24 protein-coding genes and 1 tRNA gene are annotated in these 18118 nt (G+C 48.3%); 17 read left to right on the plus strand and 8 right to left on the minus strand.

The window, feature by feature from the left end; genetic code table 11:
* Position 1: 1 nt before the first annotated feature.
* Positions 2-72: transfer RNA gene (locus tag AC5JO6_RS15525), tRNA-Pro, on the minus strand.
* Between the two features lie 181 nt (positions 73-253).
* On the opposite strand from AC5JO6_RS15525, the gene AC5JO6_RS15530 reads away from it, so the two are divergent.
* Genes AC5JO6_RS15530 through AC5JO6_RS15560 form a run of 7 tightly spaced genes read left to right on the plus strand, consistent with a single transcriptional unit; the run spans position 254 to position 5688 of the window.
* Positions 254-508: a hypothetical protein gene (locus AC5JO6_RS15530; protein ID WP_496081972.1), complete on the plus strand. Its 255-nt coding sequence runs from the start codon at positions 254-256 to the stop codon at positions 506-508.
* 60 nt (positions 509-568) lie between these two features.
* Positions 569-1021, plus strand: a complete 453-nt coding sequence (locus tag AC5JO6_RS15535; protein WP_496081973.1) for a hypothetical protein — start codon at positions 569-571, stop codon at positions 1019-1021.
* Entirely contained in the window at positions 1006-1827 is an 822-nt protein-coding gene (locus AC5JO6_RS15540) for an ATP-binding protein (RefSeq protein WP_496081974.1), read from the plus strand. Before AC5JO6_RS15535 ends, AC5JO6_RS15540 begins: the two co-directional genes overlap by 16 nt.
* Complete coding sequence (locus AC5JO6_RS15545) at positions 1827-2861, plus strand: metal-dependent hydrolase (RefSeq protein ID WP_496081975.1); 1035 nt, start codon at positions 1827-1829, stop codon at positions 2859-2861. Before AC5JO6_RS15540 ends, AC5JO6_RS15545 begins: the two co-directional genes overlap by 1 nt.
* Positions 2848-3948 carry an ATP-binding protein gene (locus AC5JO6_RS15550; RefSeq protein WP_496081976.1) on the plus strand — a complete coding sequence of 367 codons (1101 nt, stop codon included), beginning with the start codon at positions 2848-2850 and terminating at the stop codon, positions 3946-3948. The genes AC5JO6_RS15545 and AC5JO6_RS15550 overlap by 14 nt, the downstream gene beginning before the upstream one ends.
* The gene (locus tag AC5JO6_RS15555) at positions 3945-4871 is read left to right on the plus strand and encodes an HlyD family secretion protein (protein ID WP_496081977.1); all 927 of its coding nucleotides are present in this window, start codon (positions 3945-3947) and stop codon (positions 4869-4871) included. The genes AC5JO6_RS15550 and AC5JO6_RS15555 overlap by 4 nt, the downstream gene beginning before the upstream one ends.
* Positions 4819-5688: a hypothetical protein gene (locus AC5JO6_RS15560; RefSeq protein ID WP_496081978.1), complete on the plus strand. Its 870-nt coding sequence runs from the start codon at positions 4819-4821 to the stop codon at positions 5686-5688. Before AC5JO6_RS15555 ends, AC5JO6_RS15560 begins: the two co-directional genes overlap by 53 nt.
* 120 nt (positions 5689-5808) lie before the next feature.
* On the opposite strand, the gene AC5JO6_RS15565 is transcribed toward AC5JO6_RS15560, so the two are convergent.
* Positions 5809-6591, minus strand: coding sequence for a hypothetical protein (locus AC5JO6_RS15565; RefSeq protein WP_496081979.1), 783 nt, complete (start codon positions 6589-6591; stop codon positions 5809-5811).
* A 187-nt stretch (positions 6592-6778) separates the two neighbouring features.
* On the opposite strand from AC5JO6_RS15565, the gene AC5JO6_RS15570 reads away from it, so the two are divergent.
* Entirely contained in the window at positions 6779-7906 is a 1128-nt protein-coding gene (locus tag AC5JO6_RS15570; protein ID WP_496081980.1) for a DUF3800 domain-containing protein, read from the plus strand.
* A 204-nt stretch (positions 7907-8110) separates the two neighbouring features.
* Here the strand turns inward: AC5JO6_RS15570 and AC5JO6_RS15575 are convergent, their stop codons facing one another.
* On the minus strand, positions 8111-8419 hold the full coding sequence (locus tag AC5JO6_RS15575; protein ID WP_496081981.1) for an Rpn/YhgA-type helix-turn-helix domain-containing protein: 309 nt from the start codon (positions 8417-8419) through the stop codon (positions 8111-8113).
* 105 nt (positions 8420-8524) lie between these two features.
* On the opposite strand from AC5JO6_RS15575, the gene AC5JO6_RS15580 reads away from it, so the two are divergent.
* On the plus strand, positions 8525-8740 hold the full coding sequence (locus AC5JO6_RS15580) for a hypothetical protein (RefSeq protein WP_496081982.1): 216 nt from the start codon (positions 8525-8527) through the stop codon (positions 8738-8740).
* Positions 8733-9149: an aspartyl protease family protein gene (locus AC5JO6_RS15585; RefSeq protein WP_496081983.1), complete on the plus strand. Its 417-nt coding sequence runs from the start codon at positions 8733-8735 to the stop codon at positions 9147-9149. Before AC5JO6_RS15580 ends, AC5JO6_RS15585 begins: the two co-directional genes overlap by 8 nt.
* A gap of 134 nt (positions 9150-9283) precedes the next feature.
* Here the strand turns inward: AC5JO6_RS15585 and AC5JO6_RS15590 are convergent, their stop codons facing one another.
* Positions 9284-9916: a hypothetical protein gene (locus AC5JO6_RS15590; protein ID WP_496081984.1), complete on the minus strand. Its 633-nt coding sequence runs from the start codon at positions 9914-9916 to the stop codon at positions 9284-9286.
* 96 nt (positions 9917-10012) lie between these two features.
* Between AC5JO6_RS15590 and AC5JO6_RS15595 the strand changes: the two genes are divergently transcribed.
* On the plus strand, positions 10013-10615 hold the full coding sequence (locus tag AC5JO6_RS15595; RefSeq protein WP_496081985.1) for a thermonuclease family protein: 603 nt from the start codon (positions 10013-10015) through the stop codon (positions 10613-10615).
* On the opposite strand, the gene AC5JO6_RS15600 is transcribed toward AC5JO6_RS15595, so the two are convergent.
* Positions 10578-10757, minus strand: coding sequence for a ribbon-helix-helix protein, CopG family (locus AC5JO6_RS15600; RefSeq protein WP_496081986.1), 180 nt, complete (start codon positions 10755-10757; stop codon positions 10578-10580). The genes AC5JO6_RS15595 and AC5JO6_RS15600 overlap by 38 nt on opposite strands.
* Before the next feature lie 131 nt (positions 10758-10888).
* Here AC5JO6_RS15600 and AC5JO6_RS15605 point away from each other — a divergent pair, with 131 nt between their 5' ends.
* The gene (locus AC5JO6_RS15605; RefSeq protein ID WP_496081987.1) at positions 10889-11560 is read left to right on the plus strand and encodes a Uma2 family endonuclease; all 672 of its coding nucleotides are present in this window, start codon (positions 10889-10891) and stop codon (positions 11558-11560) included.
* Positions 11561-11840: 280 nt separating this feature from the next.
* The gene (locus AC5JO6_RS15610) at positions 11841-12146 is read left to right on the plus strand and encodes a thermonuclease family protein (RefSeq protein ID WP_496081988.1); all 306 of its coding nucleotides are present in this window, start codon (positions 11841-11843) and stop codon (positions 12144-12146) included.
* 31 nt (positions 12147-12177) lie between these two features.
* Here the strand turns inward: AC5JO6_RS15610 and AC5JO6_RS15615 are convergent, their stop codons facing one another.
* From AC5JO6_RS15615 to AC5JO6_RS15625, 3 genes are all read right to left on the minus strand, one after another.
* On the minus strand, positions 12178-13509 hold the full coding sequence (locus AC5JO6_RS15615; RefSeq protein ID WP_496081989.1) for a pentapeptide repeat-containing protein: 1332 nt from the start codon (positions 13507-13509) through the stop codon (positions 12178-12180).
* Complete coding sequence (locus tag AC5JO6_RS15620) at positions 13506-14096, minus strand: hypothetical protein (protein WP_496081990.1); 591 nt, start codon at positions 14094-14096, stop codon at positions 13506-13508. Before AC5JO6_RS15620 ends, AC5JO6_RS15615 begins: the two co-directional genes overlap by 4 nt.
* 158 nt (positions 14097-14254) lie before the next feature.
* Complete coding sequence (locus AC5JO6_RS15625) at positions 14255-14437, minus strand: ribbon-helix-helix protein, CopG family (protein WP_496081991.1); 183 nt, start codon at positions 14435-14437, stop codon at positions 14255-14257.
* Between the two features lie 707 nt (positions 14438-15144).
* Between AC5JO6_RS15625 and AC5JO6_RS15630 the strand changes: the two genes are divergently transcribed.
* The 4 genes from AC5JO6_RS15630 (at position 15145) to AC5JO6_RS15645 (ending at position 18116) form a co-directional block, all read left to right on the plus strand.
* The gene (locus tag AC5JO6_RS15630; RefSeq protein WP_496081992.1) at positions 15145-15480 is read left to right on the plus strand and encodes a type II toxin-antitoxin system RelE/ParE family toxin; all 336 of its coding nucleotides are present in this window, start codon (positions 15145-15147) and stop codon (positions 15478-15480) included.
* On the plus strand, positions 15473-16567 hold the full coding sequence (locus AC5JO6_RS15635; RefSeq protein WP_496081993.1) for a helix-turn-helix domain-containing protein: 1095 nt from the start codon (positions 15473-15475) through the stop codon (positions 16565-16567). The genes AC5JO6_RS15630 and AC5JO6_RS15635 overlap by 8 nt, the downstream gene beginning before the upstream one ends.
* A 171-nt stretch (positions 16568-16738) precedes the next feature.
* On the plus strand, positions 16739-17428 hold the full coding sequence (locus tag AC5JO6_RS15640) for a winged helix-turn-helix domain-containing protein (RefSeq protein ID WP_496081994.1): 690 nt from the start codon (positions 16739-16741) through the stop codon (positions 17426-17428).
* A 40-nt stretch (positions 17429-17468) separates the two neighbouring features.
* Entirely contained in the window at positions 17469-18116 is a 648-nt protein-coding gene (locus tag AC5JO6_RS15645; RefSeq protein WP_496081995.1) for a hypothetical protein, read from the plus strand.
* Positions 18117-18118 lie beyond the last annotated feature (2 nt).

An 18118-nucleotide genomic window follows, 5' to 3' on the forward strand; every position in this document is an offset into this window, starting at 1 on the left:
ATCGGAGCGGCGAGATTCGAACTCACGACCCCTACTACCCCAAAGTAGGAACCTACCAGCCTGAACGTTTCGTATATAAGGTTTGCAGGAATTCTCAATAGATACGTATATCAAAACCATCTCAATCTTTCACACAATCTCCATTTCACGCCTAACCACAGGGCATAAAACCCCGCTTAAATCGGCATTTTCACGATTGACCTCCACCTCCTGTAACTGGCAGCAAGGGTGAAACATTACTTCACCCTTTGCTATGTTCAGCATTTATCAAACCACCGACCAGGGCGCACAGACCCGATCGCACGTCTTAGCGGTACTGAGACAACGAGACGGGCTGACCCGCAACGAGATTGTGGCAGCGTCCAACGGAACCCTGACCTACGAGCAGGTACGGCGACAGACCGAAAATCTTATCTTTGAGCGCTTAATCAAATCGCAACACGAAGGCAGACAACGGCGGTACTACCTTCGCCAAACCTTCACCTGTGAATCCGTGCTTTCTGCCTAGTGGCTCGTTGCGCTTGGCAAGTACCCGTTGATCACTCAACACGAAGAGGTACGAGACGGCATGAAACGGGACTGGAAAGCCTTAACGATTCAACTGTGGTGCTGGTTGAAACCGAGAATCGCCCTGGCGGAAGCGATCACCCTTACTGGCATGGAGCGACTGGTGCGACGGCGTACACAGCAACTAAAGCTGCCAGCACTGCCACCCTGCGAAGCAACGGCTGTAGAAACGATCGTAGTGACTGCTACAGCAGCGCTTTCACCAACAGAACGGGAGATGGTGATGGTGGCTGAGACAGCAGCGAAATTGATGGTTGTGGAGCAGAAGCCTCGGCGTGAGCGGGCAGCGCTGGTAGAAGGTCTACTGGATGAAGCCTGGGTGCAGGGTCTCACCACCTACTCACAGCTCATTGCCTATGTAAAAAAGCAGACTGGGGAAGCCTGTAGCCGTCGTGCGATCGCTCACTGGAAACGTCAACGTGGACTGTTGGTAGAACCATGTCAAGCAGCTTAAAGATCTACCGGACGACCGAGCAACGGCGAATTACAGCGGTACTACGTTCCAGTTCCAGTTTGCTGGTAGTGGGTGAGTCTGGTATCGGTAAGAGCATTCTGGGTGAGGCGATCGCTCAAGAGTTACAGGATGAGGGCTACCTGGTCGCAGTGGCTCAACCAGCCAGTACCAAACAGCTATTAACTCGCCTTGCGGAGCAGTTGGGCGTTGAGACTCAGGATCTGGCGGGAAAGAACCTCACCACTGTAGGGCTACGAACAGCGATCGCTGACTTTCTGCGTGAGCAAACAGCCTTTCTCATCTGCGATGATACCCACCACTACACACCAGAGTTTCGGCGGTTTCTAGAGATTCTGCACGAACAACACCAATCACTGCTGCTACTAGCGACTGCTCCCCCGGCAAAGGACATCTTTCTGAAACTGCCCCGTATGGAACTCAAGCCCCTCAGCGATGTGCAGATTCGGGATCTGATGGCAGCCCACTCTCTGGAGCTGGGACTCAGTATCGGGACGGCTCAACTGGCAGGACTACAGCAGCGCTGCGGGGGTAATCCCATGCTGGCAAAGCGGGTCATTCAGGAAGAATACCTGGGACTCGAAGACACGGCACCGGATCATCAGCAGTGGGTGGATGGTACGCCTTACCTCATTGCCGCGCTCATGGTCTTTGGCATCGTGCGTGTCATTGGCATCGGCTTAAACAGTACCTCGATGTACCTCATTGGCGGCATCCTCACCGTGGTCGTGGGCATTATGCGACTGCTCTTCTACTCACTGCCCAAGAAATCAGCGAGGCTCGGTTAATGCTTACTGTCACTCACGCTGCCTTGGCGATCGCCAGTACCTCTCTCTTCATGGGGACGGCTGACCCCTGGGTGTTGGGTACGGCTGCGGTTGCGTCCCAGTTTCCCGATGTCGATACGACAGGCAGCGTCCCCGGCAGAATCTTCTACCCGGTCAGTCGCTGGCTGGAGTCTCGCTTTCCTCATCGTTCAGTGACCCATAGCTTCCTGGTGACGGGGCTGCTCGCGATCGCCTTGCTGCCGCTTTGGTTCTGGGGTAAACCTGAGTTCTACTGGGCGTTGGTGATTGGCTATTGGATGGGCTGGTTTGGCGATGTGTTCAGTAAGTCTGGTGTTGCTGCCTTCTTCCCCAATCAGGCGAGGCTGGTCATTCCAGCAAACCCTCGGCTCAGACTATCTACTGGCAGCAAAGCGGAAGCGCTCGTACTGGCGGTATTGGTCTTTGTCGCAGTCGTTAGCATCAACATCAACAGTGCGGGTGGCATCATGCGAACGTTTGACCAGGCGCTTGGCTCCCAGTCTGGCGCAATGGAGATCTACCAGCGGGAGAGTAGCAAGCATCAGATCTTTGCTCAAATCCAGGGGCGGCATACCATCACCCAGCAAGCGATCGCGGGTCACTACGAGGTGATCGGTACGGTCAATCAAGATTTGTTGGTGAAGGACACTCAGGCACGGCTGTATCGCGTTGGCACAAGTCCAGAGGCACAGATTGCACCAGAGAAGGTGCACGTTGCTGTCGGGGCAACCATCAGCCTCCTGACCCGCGAAGTGTTCCTTGATAGCCAATCCGTTAGAGCTGCAATCACCTCGTTGACATTGCCCAACACCTACATCTCAGGCAGGCTCACCGTTGACCCGCTCGATCGTGCCGATATCAGGCTGCATGGTTCCAAACAATACTTCCAACCCTTGCAGCAATTTGGTGAGGTGCTGGAGCTGGAATCTGCCTCCCCTGGTGAACTGCTGGCAGTGTTGGGCGATGCCTTTGCGACCGGAAACCTAATCGTGAGGACCATCCATGTTCAGCCGTAAAGTCGAGAAGCCCTTACCCCCTGTTGCGACACTGCCAGTGAGACGCACTGCTCAGACGGAAGAGAACCAGACCGCAGGCGTTCTTTTAGGGAAGGACACCTATTGGAATCCCGAAACCTTACCGAATGCTCATATCGTCTGTATTGGCGCGTCTGGCAGTGGCAAAACGCAAACCCTCAAAGGAATTTGTTTTGCGCTGCGAACTATATATATAGGCTCACAAAAAATTTTAATTGACTTCCACGGCGACCAGGATATCGCTGGTGAGATGGTTTACCCGCTGCATATGGCTTCTCCGTGGGGCATTAACCCACTCACGGTGAATCTTGATCCAGAGGGAGGCGGACCCAACTTGCAGGCGATCGCGGTGGCAGCGGTACTGAAGAAATCGCTCCAGATGGGACCGAATCAGGAAGGAATGTTACTGGATGTGATTGGAACGTGCTATCGGCAGCAGGGTATCGTGCAGGACGACCAGGCGACCTGGAAAAGGGAAGCGCCCAACTTCGCCCACATCGAAGCGGAACTGGTAGCTCGCATTGAGGAAGGTTGCAAGGAGTCGCAACGGCTGAAGCTGAAACTGGCGGCAACGTTCCAGTATGGCGTGTTCAGTCGCTCACAGTTTCCGATGGATGCGAAACATATTCGGGTTGACCTGCACAAGCTACCCCCGGCGATTCAGTCGATCGCGGCTGAGTCACTGGCAAAGCAACTGATGGACAATCACCGACTGTTAGGTGAGATGGCAGGGAAAATACCGCGCACGTTTCTGTTTATCGACGAGGCAAAGGAGATGCCCAAAGGTACGGGGTCAGCCTGCGATCGCATCATTGCCGATGGTCGGAAGTATGGCTTGGCGCTGGTGCTGGCATCACAATCCGAACGGCATTTGTCGGCAGATGTGATTGGGAACTCTAGTACCAAGCTGGTGCTGCCAGTCGATCAAACGGAGGTGTCAAAGGTGGGTAAGAAGTTCCGGTTTGCTGAGGTGAGGGTGGCTGGACTGCGACCGCTCCAGGCGCTCTGTCGGTTGGGGACGGATGCTAAACAGGTTGAGATTGTTCCTTATTACGAGAGACTTCAGTGAGACAGTACGTGGCTCGTTATTGCTGGTGGGGTATTGCCCTGGTGCTTTCGGGCTGCACGGCTCAGGCAGTGTCGCAAGCGTTGCCCACTCCCAGCGCGACAGTTCCCGTAGTACCTGAGAGTGTCGATACCGCACCACAACGACGCTTTCAAATCAAGCTGACGCTAGCGGCTCCTGATGACCTGAAGGTAAAGGAAGGCGATACGGTCATTCCCGGTCAGATTCTGGCGGACAGGGTACGCGATCGGACACGGTTGGAGTTCCAGCAGCGAGAGTTGACACAACGCATTGCACGGCTCAAGGCTCAGATGATGCTACCCGTGCCAGAGGTCAGCGGCTTACCGACTGCCTCAGTGTTGGGTGAGGTAGCCGATGTGGAACGGCTGAAACTGAAGGCGAAGGCTGTACAGCAGGCGAAGGAACAACAGCAGCGTAAGTTAGACCTGATTCAATCGCTGCCGAAGCATGAGGTACCAGAAGCGACCGTGCCCCATGAGCAAGCTGTACTTGAACAAAAGCAACGTGAGGTAGACCAGGCGTTAGCTGAAGTGGAACTGGCACGGGGGAAGTTAGCCAAGGCAATGTCAGACCGTCAGTTTCAGGAGTACCAGCATTCCTTAGAAATGTCCAAACGGACGATCGCGCTCCGGCAACAAGAAATCCAGCAGCAGGGGGAACTTGCCCAGTTAGAGGGGCAGTTATCTCAGGTCGAAACTCAGCTATCCACACTTTCAGCGGTCAGGAGTCCGTATGCAGGCAAAATCTCGCGTCTCAAGTTCCAGGGTCAGACTGACCAAAGCCTTGCTGTTGAGCTGGTGCTGGTTGTCACTGATGACAGTTCACGCCCTGGCGAAGTCAAAGTCTCCCCAAGTGCAACCGTCTCCCCCAGTTCCAGTCCAGCAGACGGAAACGGAGCCCACTGACGAGCCAGCCGCGCTAGAGGGTGATGCGAACCCATTGAATCCGGCGGGTGACTCGCTGGATAAGCTGATTCAGATGCGGGTGAATGATGATTTGTGGAAGTCGATGCTGGGTGATTTGCCCTGCCTGGAGGCTTCTGATACGTGCATTGGGCAGTTGCAGACGGCGGCGATTGCCAAGTCTAAAACGCTGCAAGCCATTGACCAGCGGATTGAAGTCATCAATACCAAGATTGAAGAAGCCCGCAAGAACAACCAGAAGACGATCGCGCTGGGCGTATTTGAACCGCTGGTACAGAGCTATCTGAAGCTGGAAGACGTACCCGTACAACAGGGGCAGCAACCCCGTAAGCGAGGATTACTCGATCGGGTGTTTGATTTCTTTGTCAAGCCCACAGGTGCGATTAACGAAGTCCTTTCGTTGATTGGCGTACCGCTGTTTCGCAATGCCATCGGTGGCGATCCGGCGGCTCAGTCCCGGCAGATTGCGATCGCAGACTTGCAGGTGAAGGTAGCAGAAGTGGAGAAGCAACGGGCTGACCTGGCGGACAAAATCCGGGAACAGGTGATGTTGCAGGTGTTGGACTTTGAAGTACTGCGGCGAGACTTTCAGGTGGCGCAGGAGATCTCAAAGCGCGAGGTACTACGGCACCGCTTGATTGAGGTGGATTATCGGTTTGGACAGGGCGAGACGACGCAGTTTTTGGGCAACCTGAACGCGCTGGACAGGCAGAAGGCGGAGACGTTTAAGACGTGGGCAAGGTTAAGGGCGCAGATGGCGCGGATCAAGCTGCTGGTTTTGGGTGCGGGGGAGGAGTAGGGGCGTAGAGCGATCGGCTTAAACTCAGTTTGCTTGCCCTACTCTTGGCTGATAAACGATCTCTAAAAATAGGTGCTTACCCATGTTAGGATGCCTTATCTTGTCTCAGGGCTAGTCAAGCTATTGCTTTTTGTAGTATGCGTTAAGCAGAGTTTTTCTATATTGATAAGCTCCTAAATGGAACCAAATTATCCCCTTTAAAAATTTGGTTTCCGGCAATTCAAAAACTGATTTATTCCAATCATATCCCTCGCTGACTGACTTCATGGTTTGTAATTCAATGTTTATTTTATAGCCATCAGACAGAGATGATAGAATAGTAAAATCATGAGCGATGCTTCGATTATTCAATTCTATAACAGCAAAGTTTTCTCTATCTTTTGAGAATTGCCCTTGCTTCCTTACCTTATTCAAAAGTTTTTGCCTTACTGATGAAAATGCCTCTTGGGTGTGAGTTCTTATGTCAATAAGCCCATCTGTTGGGAAATCGGGCATTATACAGAAAACTTCAAGATAGTACTTTGAACCATCACAGCGTTCAACGATAACATCACACTCATCAGTTTCAAATGAGATAGAGCGAACCAATCCTTCATTCATTGGTCGAAGGTAGCTTTGGTAAACAATAACCTCTGACACAACAGATTCACATTCTCTCCAATTTTTTTGCTGAGCTTTTACCCTTTTTGCAAAAGATGCTGCATGCTGCTCTCGATATTCATTTATCTCGCTAAAATAATTAATAATACTTAGATAATTCCGATAAGGGTTAAGATAAAAGCCTTTTTCTCTATAGTAATAATATTCTTCTCTATAACGTTGCATATATTCTGTTTTAAGTAAGACCTGGTCGTAAAATGATTCCTCTGCAAAATCTACCTCATTCTTCACAATAATCGTCATGGTGGTTTCTCAAGACTCAATAGTTTACAAGTGGTGGCAATGACTTAAAAGCTAGCCTATCATGACAGTGAACTCCCTTACAGCAGCCCAATATGTTGCGAATAGACGGTCGAAAGTCTCTAGCGGATGTATTAGAGTTATTCGCTGACTTTTGTCTTTAAGTTTAATATTATAAGGTCTCATTAAAATGACACAATTTGACGTAAATATCGAACGAAATCTTCATAAACAATTAATCCCTGATGCTGATTTAGATTCGGCATTCAAGTTTTACTACGATGAGACAAATAACTTTAGAAAATTCTATGTAAAGAAAAGCGATTTCAACTATTCATTCCAGTCAAATTTTGTTCTTGGCGGTGTGGTTTATGATGAATCTGAACCTGATATTCAAAGATTGTTCAGTCAACTAAATCTCCAAAATTCAATAAATGAAGTAAAGCTGAAGCATTTGGCAAAAGGAGATTTTCTATCTTGTCTAAAGTCGCATAAACTAAATAGTTTCTTAAGATATTTATTAGACAATAATATATATATTCATTACTCTAGCATTAACTTATTATATTATTCCATCGTTGATATAGTGGATTCTGCCTGCGAGAATTCGGAAATTGCTATACAACTAGGTCGCGAATTCTCACTATTTTTGAAGAATAATCTTTACAAGCTTGCTAAACTGGAAATAGAGTCTGTTGTAAATCTCTTTTATAGGTTTGAGTACCCTAATCTTAAAAGGGAATCCATTATACCTTTCATAGATGAGCTCATTGATCTATTCGAAGATTATGAAGATGAGGCTGAGTTTCACATTGGACTTACCTCGTTAAAACATATTCTTAAGGAATCTAGGAGAAAGGTATCGCTGCCACTCATAATGAACGAAGAAAATTTTATTCTTTTAAAAAACTTCTCAGACTTTTATTTAAGACCTATTTACTTATTCAAGAACTCTAATCATATCTTTGACAAAGAGAATTCGATTGAGGATTTACTAAGTAAATTTGTTCTTAAAGATGGAGATAAGGTATTAGAATCGTATTCTTTTGAAGACTCAAAGTATAATTTGCATATTCAAGTTTCAGATGTTTTCATAGGTCTGGTAGGAAAACTGTCAACATTCATCAATACTCACTCTCGCGTAGATATAGAAAATAGCATTCAGCATTTAAGTATATTTCAGTTGGAGAGTCTTGATATATACTTGGAACTTATTATAAAAAGTCATAATAAAAATTTTGCTTTTTTACACGCAATAGATAGTTTTGAAGAAACGTCAAAAACAGTATTACTGTATCAAATGAGAAATAAATTGTAATCATCTTTCTTGCGGCGGCAGCAGCCTTATCTTGCAGGTTGGGTTCACTCCAGAAAGAGCATTAATATTTTACATTCTTGCTCTTGGACACTTAAGGGATTACAGCTTAACCGTTGCATATGACAGACGCAGTGATACTCGTCGGTATCAGCCAGCAGATCGTAGCCTTACCAACCGGAATAATTCACTGAAAAAGCCTCTTACCTATTTTGAGTCAGCTTGAGCCTGTGCGCTTTGAAGCTGTTGAATTTGCTCAACAGACAGTTCCGTGACTCGTGCGATCGCGTCGATCGCCATCCCTTCTCGCAGCAAATTGAGGGCGATGCGTTGGGCTTTCGCTTGTTCTCCTTCCTCCAGGATGTCTTGATAAATGACGGATTCCTGCATCAGATCCCTCCTGAGAATGCGCTTCACCAAGGCTCTATCTAATACTAGCCCAGCCAGAATCGCCGCCGATGCTGTGAGGTTGCTTTGCATCGTGCGATCGCTGAGTTGATCCACCCGTTCAGCCACTTGCCGCAGTGCTTGAGTGCGATCGCGACATCACCCAGCCGCGCATCTTTCGGTGACTGTGGAAGATGTGGAAGAATAGAGGAGTAGCGCGTTCCTCCAACCCCTATGACCGTAGTGGAGCTCTTTCCAACCCTGAGAAACCTGCCTCGTGCAGACAAACTGAAAGTGATGCAGTTTCTCATTGCCGAACTCGCCAAAGAAGAGGAACCAACCCTTCAACCGGGAGCAACCTACTCTCTCTGGTCTCCACTCGATTCGCATGGAGCCGCTCACCAACTGGCTCAACTGTTGGCATCGGAGCAACCCGCACCCAATGACTGACCTTCAACGGTTCAGCTTCACCGAACGACTGGATGTCTTCGGCGTGCCCGATGCACTCCCGCAACTACCACTATCCCTTACCTATCGCGATCGTTCGGTAGACGTTTCAGCCCTATTAGATACGGGTGCAAGTGTCAACGTCTTGCCCTATAGCATTGGGGTGCAGCTTGGTGCCGTGTGGGAAGAACAGACCACTTCTGTAACCCTGGCTGGCAATTTAGCAGCAGTCGAGGCGCGTGGTTTGCTGGTCGCCGCAAACATTGGCACTTTTGCTCCAGTGCGGTTGGTGTTTGCCTGGAGCGCCTCTGATGACGCACCGCTACTGTTGGGGCGGATGAATTTTTTCCTGGAATTTGATGTCTGTTTTTATCGATCGCAGCTTGTGTTTGAAGTCCGCCCCAAAGCGTGAAACGCTCTGATGTGGCTTGCTCCTGGCAGGCAACGATTCTCGTTCGAGATGCTGTGCGAACGCTCCATATATTCAGATACGCCATCAAAAAGCCCCCCGATCGGGAGGCTCAAAGGCTCTTGGTAAAGGCGAAACTAGCTGCCGCCATACGGTTGATACGTCACCCCATTGGAACAGCGCCAGGGAGTCTTTGTAGACAGTTGCCCATAGGTGTAGTCGATCCCGTTTACCGTAAAAACAGTTGTGGCAAGGAGTGGTGTAGACGCACTGCTGCCCATCCGCGCAATGCCACAGGCGTTAGATTTCACCTTCCGAATCACAGCCGCATTGTAGGCAAGCTTGTAGTAAGAGCCTGCGGTTTTGCCGACGATGTGAATTTTGCCGTCTGCCGTTTTGAAGTTAGTGGCGCGAGGCTGCTCCAGACTGCCATTCACGCACTTGGGTAGAATGTCTGAGCTGAGGGTAGCAGGATTGACGGTGACACCATCGACCTTAAAGGCAGTAGACAAGGGAATCGCAGTGGAAGGGGTCAGGTGAACAGTGCCACAGGCATCTGCCTTGACATCTTTTTGCTTTTCGACCGACCCAAAGGTGACGGCGACTTCGGCGTTGGCGCTACCAGGTGCAAGATAGACATTGCCCTCGGCATCCTTAAACGGTGCATACTGAGCCGTTTGAGCGGAGGCAGAGAGTTGAGTTAGAAAAGGCGCGATCGCCAACGTTAGACCGAGAATTGCGGCTGCCTTCCTCACAAGAGTGTTGTTCATAGATGAATCGATAGGGGTAAAGTGAGAGTCCCGCATTTGGGCACTCTAAAACCTGTATTCACCAACCCATCTAAAAGACATCGGGGAAGCTACGGAATGAAAGCGAAAGCGCTGTGGAATCTTCTGCCTATAGCGGCGATAGCGATCGTGGGTTGGCTCTACGGTTCCTCGCTGTGGCAGCAGTCGCAGGTAGGGCGCTCAGGTGATGACCGACCTGTACCAGCACCAGGATTGTTGCCCCGTGCTCAAAGCGAGTTGGCAACGGTCATCAATGTGCATGACGGGGACACTATCACCGTAAAGCTAGGCTGGCAGAAGGTGAAGGTGCGGTTGTGCGGCATCGATGCGCCGGAGTTGAGCCAACCGTTAGGGGTGCAGAGCCGAGATCATTTGCAGTCGCTTCTTGCTAGCGCTGGAAATCAGGTGATTTTGTACATTAGTGACACCGATCGCTATGGTCGTAAGGTGGCTGAACTCTATGTTCCGGCTTATAACCCGCAGCAGCCAGAAGAAGAGAAGCTGCTGAATGAGTCACAGTTGCTGGCGGGAATGGCTTACGTCTATGCGAAATACGCTAGTAGATGCCCGAATGGGAGTGGGTTCGCCAAGATGGAGGCAATTGCCCAGAGGAAAAAGTTGGGTGTGTGGAGTGACCCGACTGCTATGAAACCCTGGGACTATCGGAAGATGCAACGGTAGGCTTCAGGCTGCGAATGAATTCTCGAATGACATCAGACTGGCTACGCTGATTTTCTTCGCAGTAGCGTCTGAGGGCTTCCATCTCTGCCACTGGCAGCCTCACATTCAGATGTTCCGGTTTACGTTTCCCTATTTTAGGCATGGTGTAATGAAGCGTGCGTTACGCTATGGCTGATACTATTGTACTGTTTGGACTAAAAGCGAGAGTACCTGAAGTAGAAGTAGAATTGGTGAAACCTCCATTGTTTGACTGCTGTAGAAGAGGACTGACCGATGGTTGCCACTGCTACCTCGATTGATGACCTGCATATCGACGACCTACAGGGTAAAGTGACCCAAAAGATTGTGCTGCAAAACGTGAGTTGGCAGACGTATCAGGCGTTGCTGGCAGACATGGGTGATCACCGGGCTTCTCGCTTGACCTATGACCAGGGGACACTCGAAATTAAGATGCCGTCTAACTTGCATGAGATTATCAATCGGCTCTTGGCACGGATGGTCACAACGCTAACTGAGGAGCTGGGTCTGAATCTTAAGGACTACGGCTCAACCACCCTGGATCGAGAAGATTTGGAGAAAGGGGTAGAGCCTGATTCCTGTTTTTACATTCAAAACGCCGATCAAGTACAAGGGATGAACTCAGATACGGCAACTGACCCACCGCCAGATTTGGCGATCGAGGTCGATATTACCAGTGCCTCAACTCGTCGGATGAGGGTCTACAAGCAGTTAGGCATTCCTGAAGTTTGGCGCTACACGAAGAAGGGGTTAACGATTTCTCAGTTGGAGAACGGGGAATATGTCGAGTGTGAGTTTAGCCCCACTTTTGCGATGGTTTCTCCAGCCGTGATTGCTCAGTTTTTGCAACTGCGGGAAACGACCGATGACAATGCGGTAATCCGGGCACTGCGAACCTGGTTGCGGGAACAGATCAGCCAAGCGTAAGCACCCTCAACCAAAAACATGATGCACTAATTTCTTACAGTGCCGTCTCAAGATGCTCTTTTATAAAGGGCACCTCATATTGAGCTGTGCTGTGTAATGTTTTCTTATTTTGGGCATTTTGTAACTAACAGCGAGTCACGCCAAAGGCTACTTATTGAAGTGGATAGCCGAAGGGGTGGCATCGCAAGCAAAAGCTCTAAAGAAAGTAAATTTCCTGGTTTTGGAATAGCAATTTTGCCGTTGCATCAACCTACTGCCTGGAAACAGGTAGAGGGAAATCTTGCTGCGATCGCTGCTTGCCAATGCCAACAATCAGGTGATGGTAGTTCCTGTCGAAAAAGATCGGTACGGTCATACTGTAGGAGAGATTTTTGTCAAAACCCCTACCCGTGAACAGCCAGAGCAGGAGCTATTCATCAACTATGAAATGGTTGCATCCGGGTGGGCTTACCACTATGAGCGCTACTCTGAGAAGTGCGATCGAGAGATGCTTGCCAAAGCAGAGCAGTTGGCTCAGTCAAAGCACCTGGGTGTGTGGGTAGGCAACTATCAGCGATCGTGGGATTACCGGAGGCAGCAGCAGTAGTTAGCTGATTGCTCAGTTCTCTGGTTTCTCACTAGCGACGTGTAGGGCCAGGGAAATCAGCGGAATCGCGATCGCCCATTGCATCATCAAAAATTCCTCCCCGCCGTTGCAAATCAATTTTTTCTGCCTCCGATAATCCAAGACCCTCTCCAAACCTACATTGCGCCACGCTTGCACCGCTGAGGTCGGCACCGCTGAGGTTAGCACCGCTGAGATTGGCATCGCTGAGGTCAGCACTTCTGAGAGAAACTCCACGGAGGTTTGCTCCATTAAGATTTGCTCTACTAAGGTCAGTATTGCTGAGGTCAGCATTGCTGAGATCCCCCTGAGCAAGGTTGATGCCACTGAGGTTAGCTCCAACGAGGTCAGTTTTGGAATTGCGACCAAGAATGTCAGCTAACTCAAAAAAGTCATCAGTTTCAGCAGTTTCTAAGCGTAAAATAAGAGCTTGAAATTCTTGGAAGTCTTCCTCACGTATGCATAATTCTGGTTCGCTTGAGGGTTGATCTTCATTGCTCATGAACTCCTCAACGCCAGAATAACTATGGCTTACTGAAAGCTCTTGCTCACTAGAAGCTTCGTTTTCGTCCTTAACTGATGAGCTTTCACGGAAAGCATTGGCATCGATTGATGCTTGATTTTCGACACTTGTCGATTCGCTAAGAGTGAAATAGGCAACACTATCGAAAATTGCGCCCCGTCGCCTCAAATCAGATATTATTTTGCGTGTCAGTCCTTTATTCCCTCTAAAGAGAGTTCCTTCTACGGTGGCACCTGCCAGATTGACATCTGTTAAGTTTGCCCAGCGCAAATCAGCGTTGCTCAAATCTGTAGCGTAAAGATTTGCTCCTGTGAAATCAGCCTTAGTCAAGCTTGAGCGGCGCAAATCCACATGATTCAGAGAGGCTAAATGCAGACTAGCATCATCTAGTTTGCACCCAATCAACACAGCACGACGCAAATCAGCGTGGTTCAGGTTGGCTTTCGTCATGTCTGCACCCGTGAGATTCGCACTCAATAGTTGAGCGCGCACAAGATTTACATTCATCATGTCGGCGCTCACCAAACTAGCACCATTTAAATTTGCGTTGACTAGCATGGCACCAGCTAAGTTCGCATTAATCAAGTTGGCTTGTGTAAGGTCTGAGTTGACTAAATTTGCACGTGAAAAATTAGTGGCAATGAAATTTGCTCTTGCAAGTTTGGCAGAGCGTAAATCAAGTCCACTGAGATTTGCGGTCGAAAAGTCTTTAGCGGGATTTAGTCCAGCAATCTTAGCCAGTTCAAAGAAGTCATCCGTATCCGCTTCAACAATACGTTGAATGAGGTCTCGAAGCCGTTGGAGGGATTTTGTTACACTCATAATGCGCCCTCCACACGACTTAAATGTGGTTGCAGTTGGGGAGCGATGAACCGAAGAAAAAATTCACGGGTTGCCCAAGCAGTTTTGTTATGACTTAGGTTCCTTCCAGCGATCAAACCTGTGGAGTCAAGTAGGTAAATATCACTTTGGTTTTGAATGCAAAAGGTGGCAACTAAGGAGCAGGGAGTGCCCGTAATCTCCAGGATGCCAATCGCTTCCTCTGTTAATTGCCCTAATAAAATCAGGCGTTCCTGACTAGCTTGAACCTGAAATTCCCAAATCGGTTGTTCTTCTGTCCCACGATTGGTTACCTGAGGTACAACCTGCTTGATTTTCCTAGCAACCTTGTCAGTATCTTTTGTTTTTACTCCTGCCGCAACCGCTATCGCCGCTTCTGACTCGCGACCTTTTTCTAATTGCTCTTCAACTTCCAACGCCTTGGCAAATTCGGCTTTTAGAGCAACCTTTTCCAAAGGAATTTTGCCATTTTCTAGCTGCAAGGCAAGTTCTCCCCTCTTCAAGCCAAATTCGATAGTGCCTCCGGGAGCTTTAATGGTTTGCTTACCAAATCGGATCGTCAGTTTCAAATCAAGTTGCTCGATCGCTGGAGTAGTCGGCACAGGCTCTACTATTTGAAACCCTAGTGCAGAACCATTTGGGGATTGAACAGGGGTGCAATGCAGCTTGAAAAATACACAGTCGGGTAATCTGTTCTCAGTTCTCAAAGGGCTACTGGGAGAGGGATTCATGAGCTTGGTGGCAAGTTGTTGGAGGGGCTAACGGCTGCACTCAGGCTGCGGATGAATTCACGGATGACATCAGACTGCGATCGCTGATTGGCTTTGCAGTAGTTTCTCAGGATTGCCATCTCGGAGAGGGGGAGCCGGACGTTTAGATGCTCAACCTTTCGTTGCTCAGTGGTTGCCATGTGTAACTGACAACGAGTTACGGAACTAGCCAATCATTGTAAGGGATTTAATTGGCACCTGTATTGCTGAATATACCCTGCGGGAGAAAATCATCGCGGCAGGTGTCCCTTTTCTCGATATGTCTTGATTTCATGACAAGCGAATTTTCTGAACCCTCTTGTTGCGATCTGGCACTGTAACTAGAGGTGAGTTACGCTGTGTCCAGCTAATTTAAAGGGTTGAGCAGCAGTTGTCTCCAGAAAAGGCTCTGAAGATTGGCTATGACCTCGACTGAGATTTCTGAGGAAGGTTAGGGATGGCAACAGCAAAGCATACACATACGCTCGCGCAATACAGAGTGGTCGGGTGTCACGCAAACGACAGCCGAACTGTTGAGCTATTGGTTTGAAGAAGATCGAGACGGTCCCAAGTTTCACCCGTGCTAGCAGAAGGCGATCAAACCCATCATTTACTGTCACGAGATTCTGGGTATCCAAACTCCTTAGCAGCTTTATCAGGAGTTTGCATCATTATATGGGGCTTCAGGGTTACAGATTCAAGAATTTTATATAAAAGATATTCAGTCCAGAGAACCGCGTATATAGTGTTTTGGCTGGAAAATTTAGCTGAAGTAACGCTTTATTTAGCTTTAAGGCTTGTATTTTGATCTCAGATACAAAGATCCGTGTTAACCTTTAGGGTTAATAATTCCCCCTAACCCTGTACAATGGATATTGTATTTAGAACTCAAAAGCTAGAAAAGCTGTTTAACAGTAAAACGAACCTAGTCAGGAAGTTAGGAGCGGATCGAGCTAATCGGGTGCAGAAACGACTTGATGATCTCAGAGCGGCAGCGAACTTAGAGGTTATGCAAACTCTACCAGGGCGATGTCACGAATTAACAGGCGATCAAGCAGGTCAGTTATCACTGGATTTGGATCATCCTTACCGACTCCTATTTATCCCAGCCAACGATCCCATCCCTCGCAAGAAGGACAGTGGGTTGAATTGGAGCGAAGTGACAGAAGTCGAAATTCTTGGTATAGAGGACACCCATGAGTAGCGCGACTCGTAATCAGTACAACCCCGATTATGTTTCTCCCCCTGGTGACACGCTGCTAGAGGTTTTAGAAGAAAGAGGCATGTCTCAGGCAGAACTGGCGGAGCGAACAGGACGACCCCGAAAAACGATCAACGAAATTATTAACGGCAAAACTGCCATTACCCCCGATACCGCCCTGCAATTTGAACGAGTGTTAGGCATTCCTGCCAAATTCTGGAGTCAACGGGAGCAGCATTATCAGGATTTTTTAGCACGACAACGGGAAAAAGACCGTCTGGAAAAGCAGAGTGAGTGGGCGGCAAAATTCCCTTTCAATGACATGGCTAAATTGAGTTGGGTAGAGCCAACTAAGGACAAAATCCAGCGGTGTCTAGCTTTACTTAACTTTTTTGCGGTAGCCTCACCAGAGCAATGGCATAAGCATTGGGAAAACCGGAGGCTTGCTTACCGTAAGTCTGTTGCCTTTGAGAGTGATGCACCTGCTACCAGCGTTTGGTTACGGAAGGGAGAGCTTGAAGCTGAGAAGGTAACTTGCCAGCCCTATAACGCCACGAAGTTTAGAAAAGCCCTGGATGAGATTCGTGCTTTGACGGTGCAACCTCAGAAGGTCTTTCTACCGAGGATCGTTACCCTGTGCGCTGAAGCTGGAGTAGTCGTGGTCTTTGTGCCAGAGTTACCCAAGACCAGAGTCTCTGGTGTAACTCGTTGGCTAACCCCAACAAAGCCCTTAATCCAAATGAGTTTTCGGTATAAGAGCAACGACCATTTCTGGTTTACCTTCTTCCACGAGTCGAAGCACGTGTTGCAGGAAAACAAGGATGAAATCTTCCTGGAAGGTTCAGCCGACTATGATCCAGATTCACCGATGGAGCAGGAAGCCAATCAGTTTTCTGCCGATCATCTCATTCCCCCAGTAGATCTTGAGCAGTTTATTGCGAGGCATAGGCGATTCTCTAAAGTTGCGATCGAGCAATTTGCGGCTGAAATCGATATTGCTCCAGGAATTGTAGTCGGTCGATTACAACATCATTTCGGACTCCCTCATGACCAGTGTAACGAGTTAAAGCAGCGCATTGAGTGGGTATAAGGAACTGGGAGAAACATAGCTGAGCTACCAACCATCACTGCAAAAACGCAGCAAAACCAGCGTGAGATATCAAACCAAGAACTACCAATTGGGAAACAAGCGATCGCGGTGCGTCTAGTAGATGTTTCTGGCAATGACGCAAGTGCAACTGTGGAGGTAAAAAACTAAACTATGCACCGATTTGATTCCCGCAGAGAGCTTACTCCAGCGACAAAACAAATGATTCAAAAAAGTACTATGGAATTTAACAGAAGGAAGATTCTTAACCTAATTTCCTCTTCTATTCAAGGTGATAACAGAATTTCTGACCAACAGATTTCCGAGCAGCTAAAAATGAGTTTGGACGAAGTTAGCTTTCATCTTGATGAATTAGAACGAGGCGGCTTTGTCAAGCTTATTCGTAATCATACCTTCAACACGAATGGTGAAGCTCTGGAACCAATAGCAGTTACTCCACGGGGCAGGATGCTTCTCGAAGGAAAGATTTCTTTTGAGAATGCGCTTAATTCCAGTCCCAATTCCCAAGTGTTCAAGGTCACTAATCATGCCCCAGTAGCAGCCCAGCAGTATGGAAATAAAAACACGGCGAACGTAACACAAAATATCGGTTTAGATACGGCTGAAATTCTCCAAATGCTTCATGCCCTTCGACAAGAGGTAAGTAGCCTACCTTCAGAGAATCAGACAACTGCGATCGAGGCGTTAGATGACATTGAGGAGGAGGTCAAAACTCCTACTAGAACATCAAGAATCCGAGGTGGATTACTGTCACTCTGGAGTGTTGTTAAAGATATCGCCTCATTTGCTAATGCTGTTACAGCCTTAGCACAACGGTTTGGCATGGATCATTTGTTGTCTTAAAAAGGCTGATAAGAAACGATAGAAAGTCAGGATGGTAGAGATGGAAAGCGATTATCAGCATGTTTTAGAGAAGCAGAAAAAACGCTTTGAAGTTCTCAGAGCGATTTTCATAGATACTAATGGAGAAGAAACCAAAACATCATTATCTGGCAAAATTAGTCAATTAACAGGAATTCCCTTAAGCGAGCTTGTTCATATTTTGCGATATCTAAAACAAGAGGGGCTGATTAGACCTTTAGCTCTGATTAACGCTGATAGTGAGCGTATACCAATCCTGATCCTCCATCAGGGAGTTGTTGAAATTGAGGCGGCTATATCAAAGCCACACGAACCAACTGAACATTTTCCGGCTCAGATTTTTAACATTATCAACAATGCTCCCGTTGCGGGACAGCAGTTTGGTAATCAGAACACCCTCAACGTTACCCAAAGGAGTAACCTGGTTGAAGCCGCCGCAGAGATTCAGCAACTTTTGAAACAGTTAGAGCAGAGTTATCCAACTGAAACTTTTGCACAAAAAGCAGTTGTAGTGGATGAAGCTATCAAACAGATCGAGGGTGATCCAAGTTTCAGAAATCGTGTTGTCGGAGCACTGAAGTCTGCTGGCAAAGAGGCTTTTAAGGAAGCGATCGACCACCCACTGGTGAACGTCTTTATGGCTGCAATTGAAGGTTGGCAAGAAGGATAATT

It is taken from the genome of Tildeniella sp., from assembly GCF_059505325.1.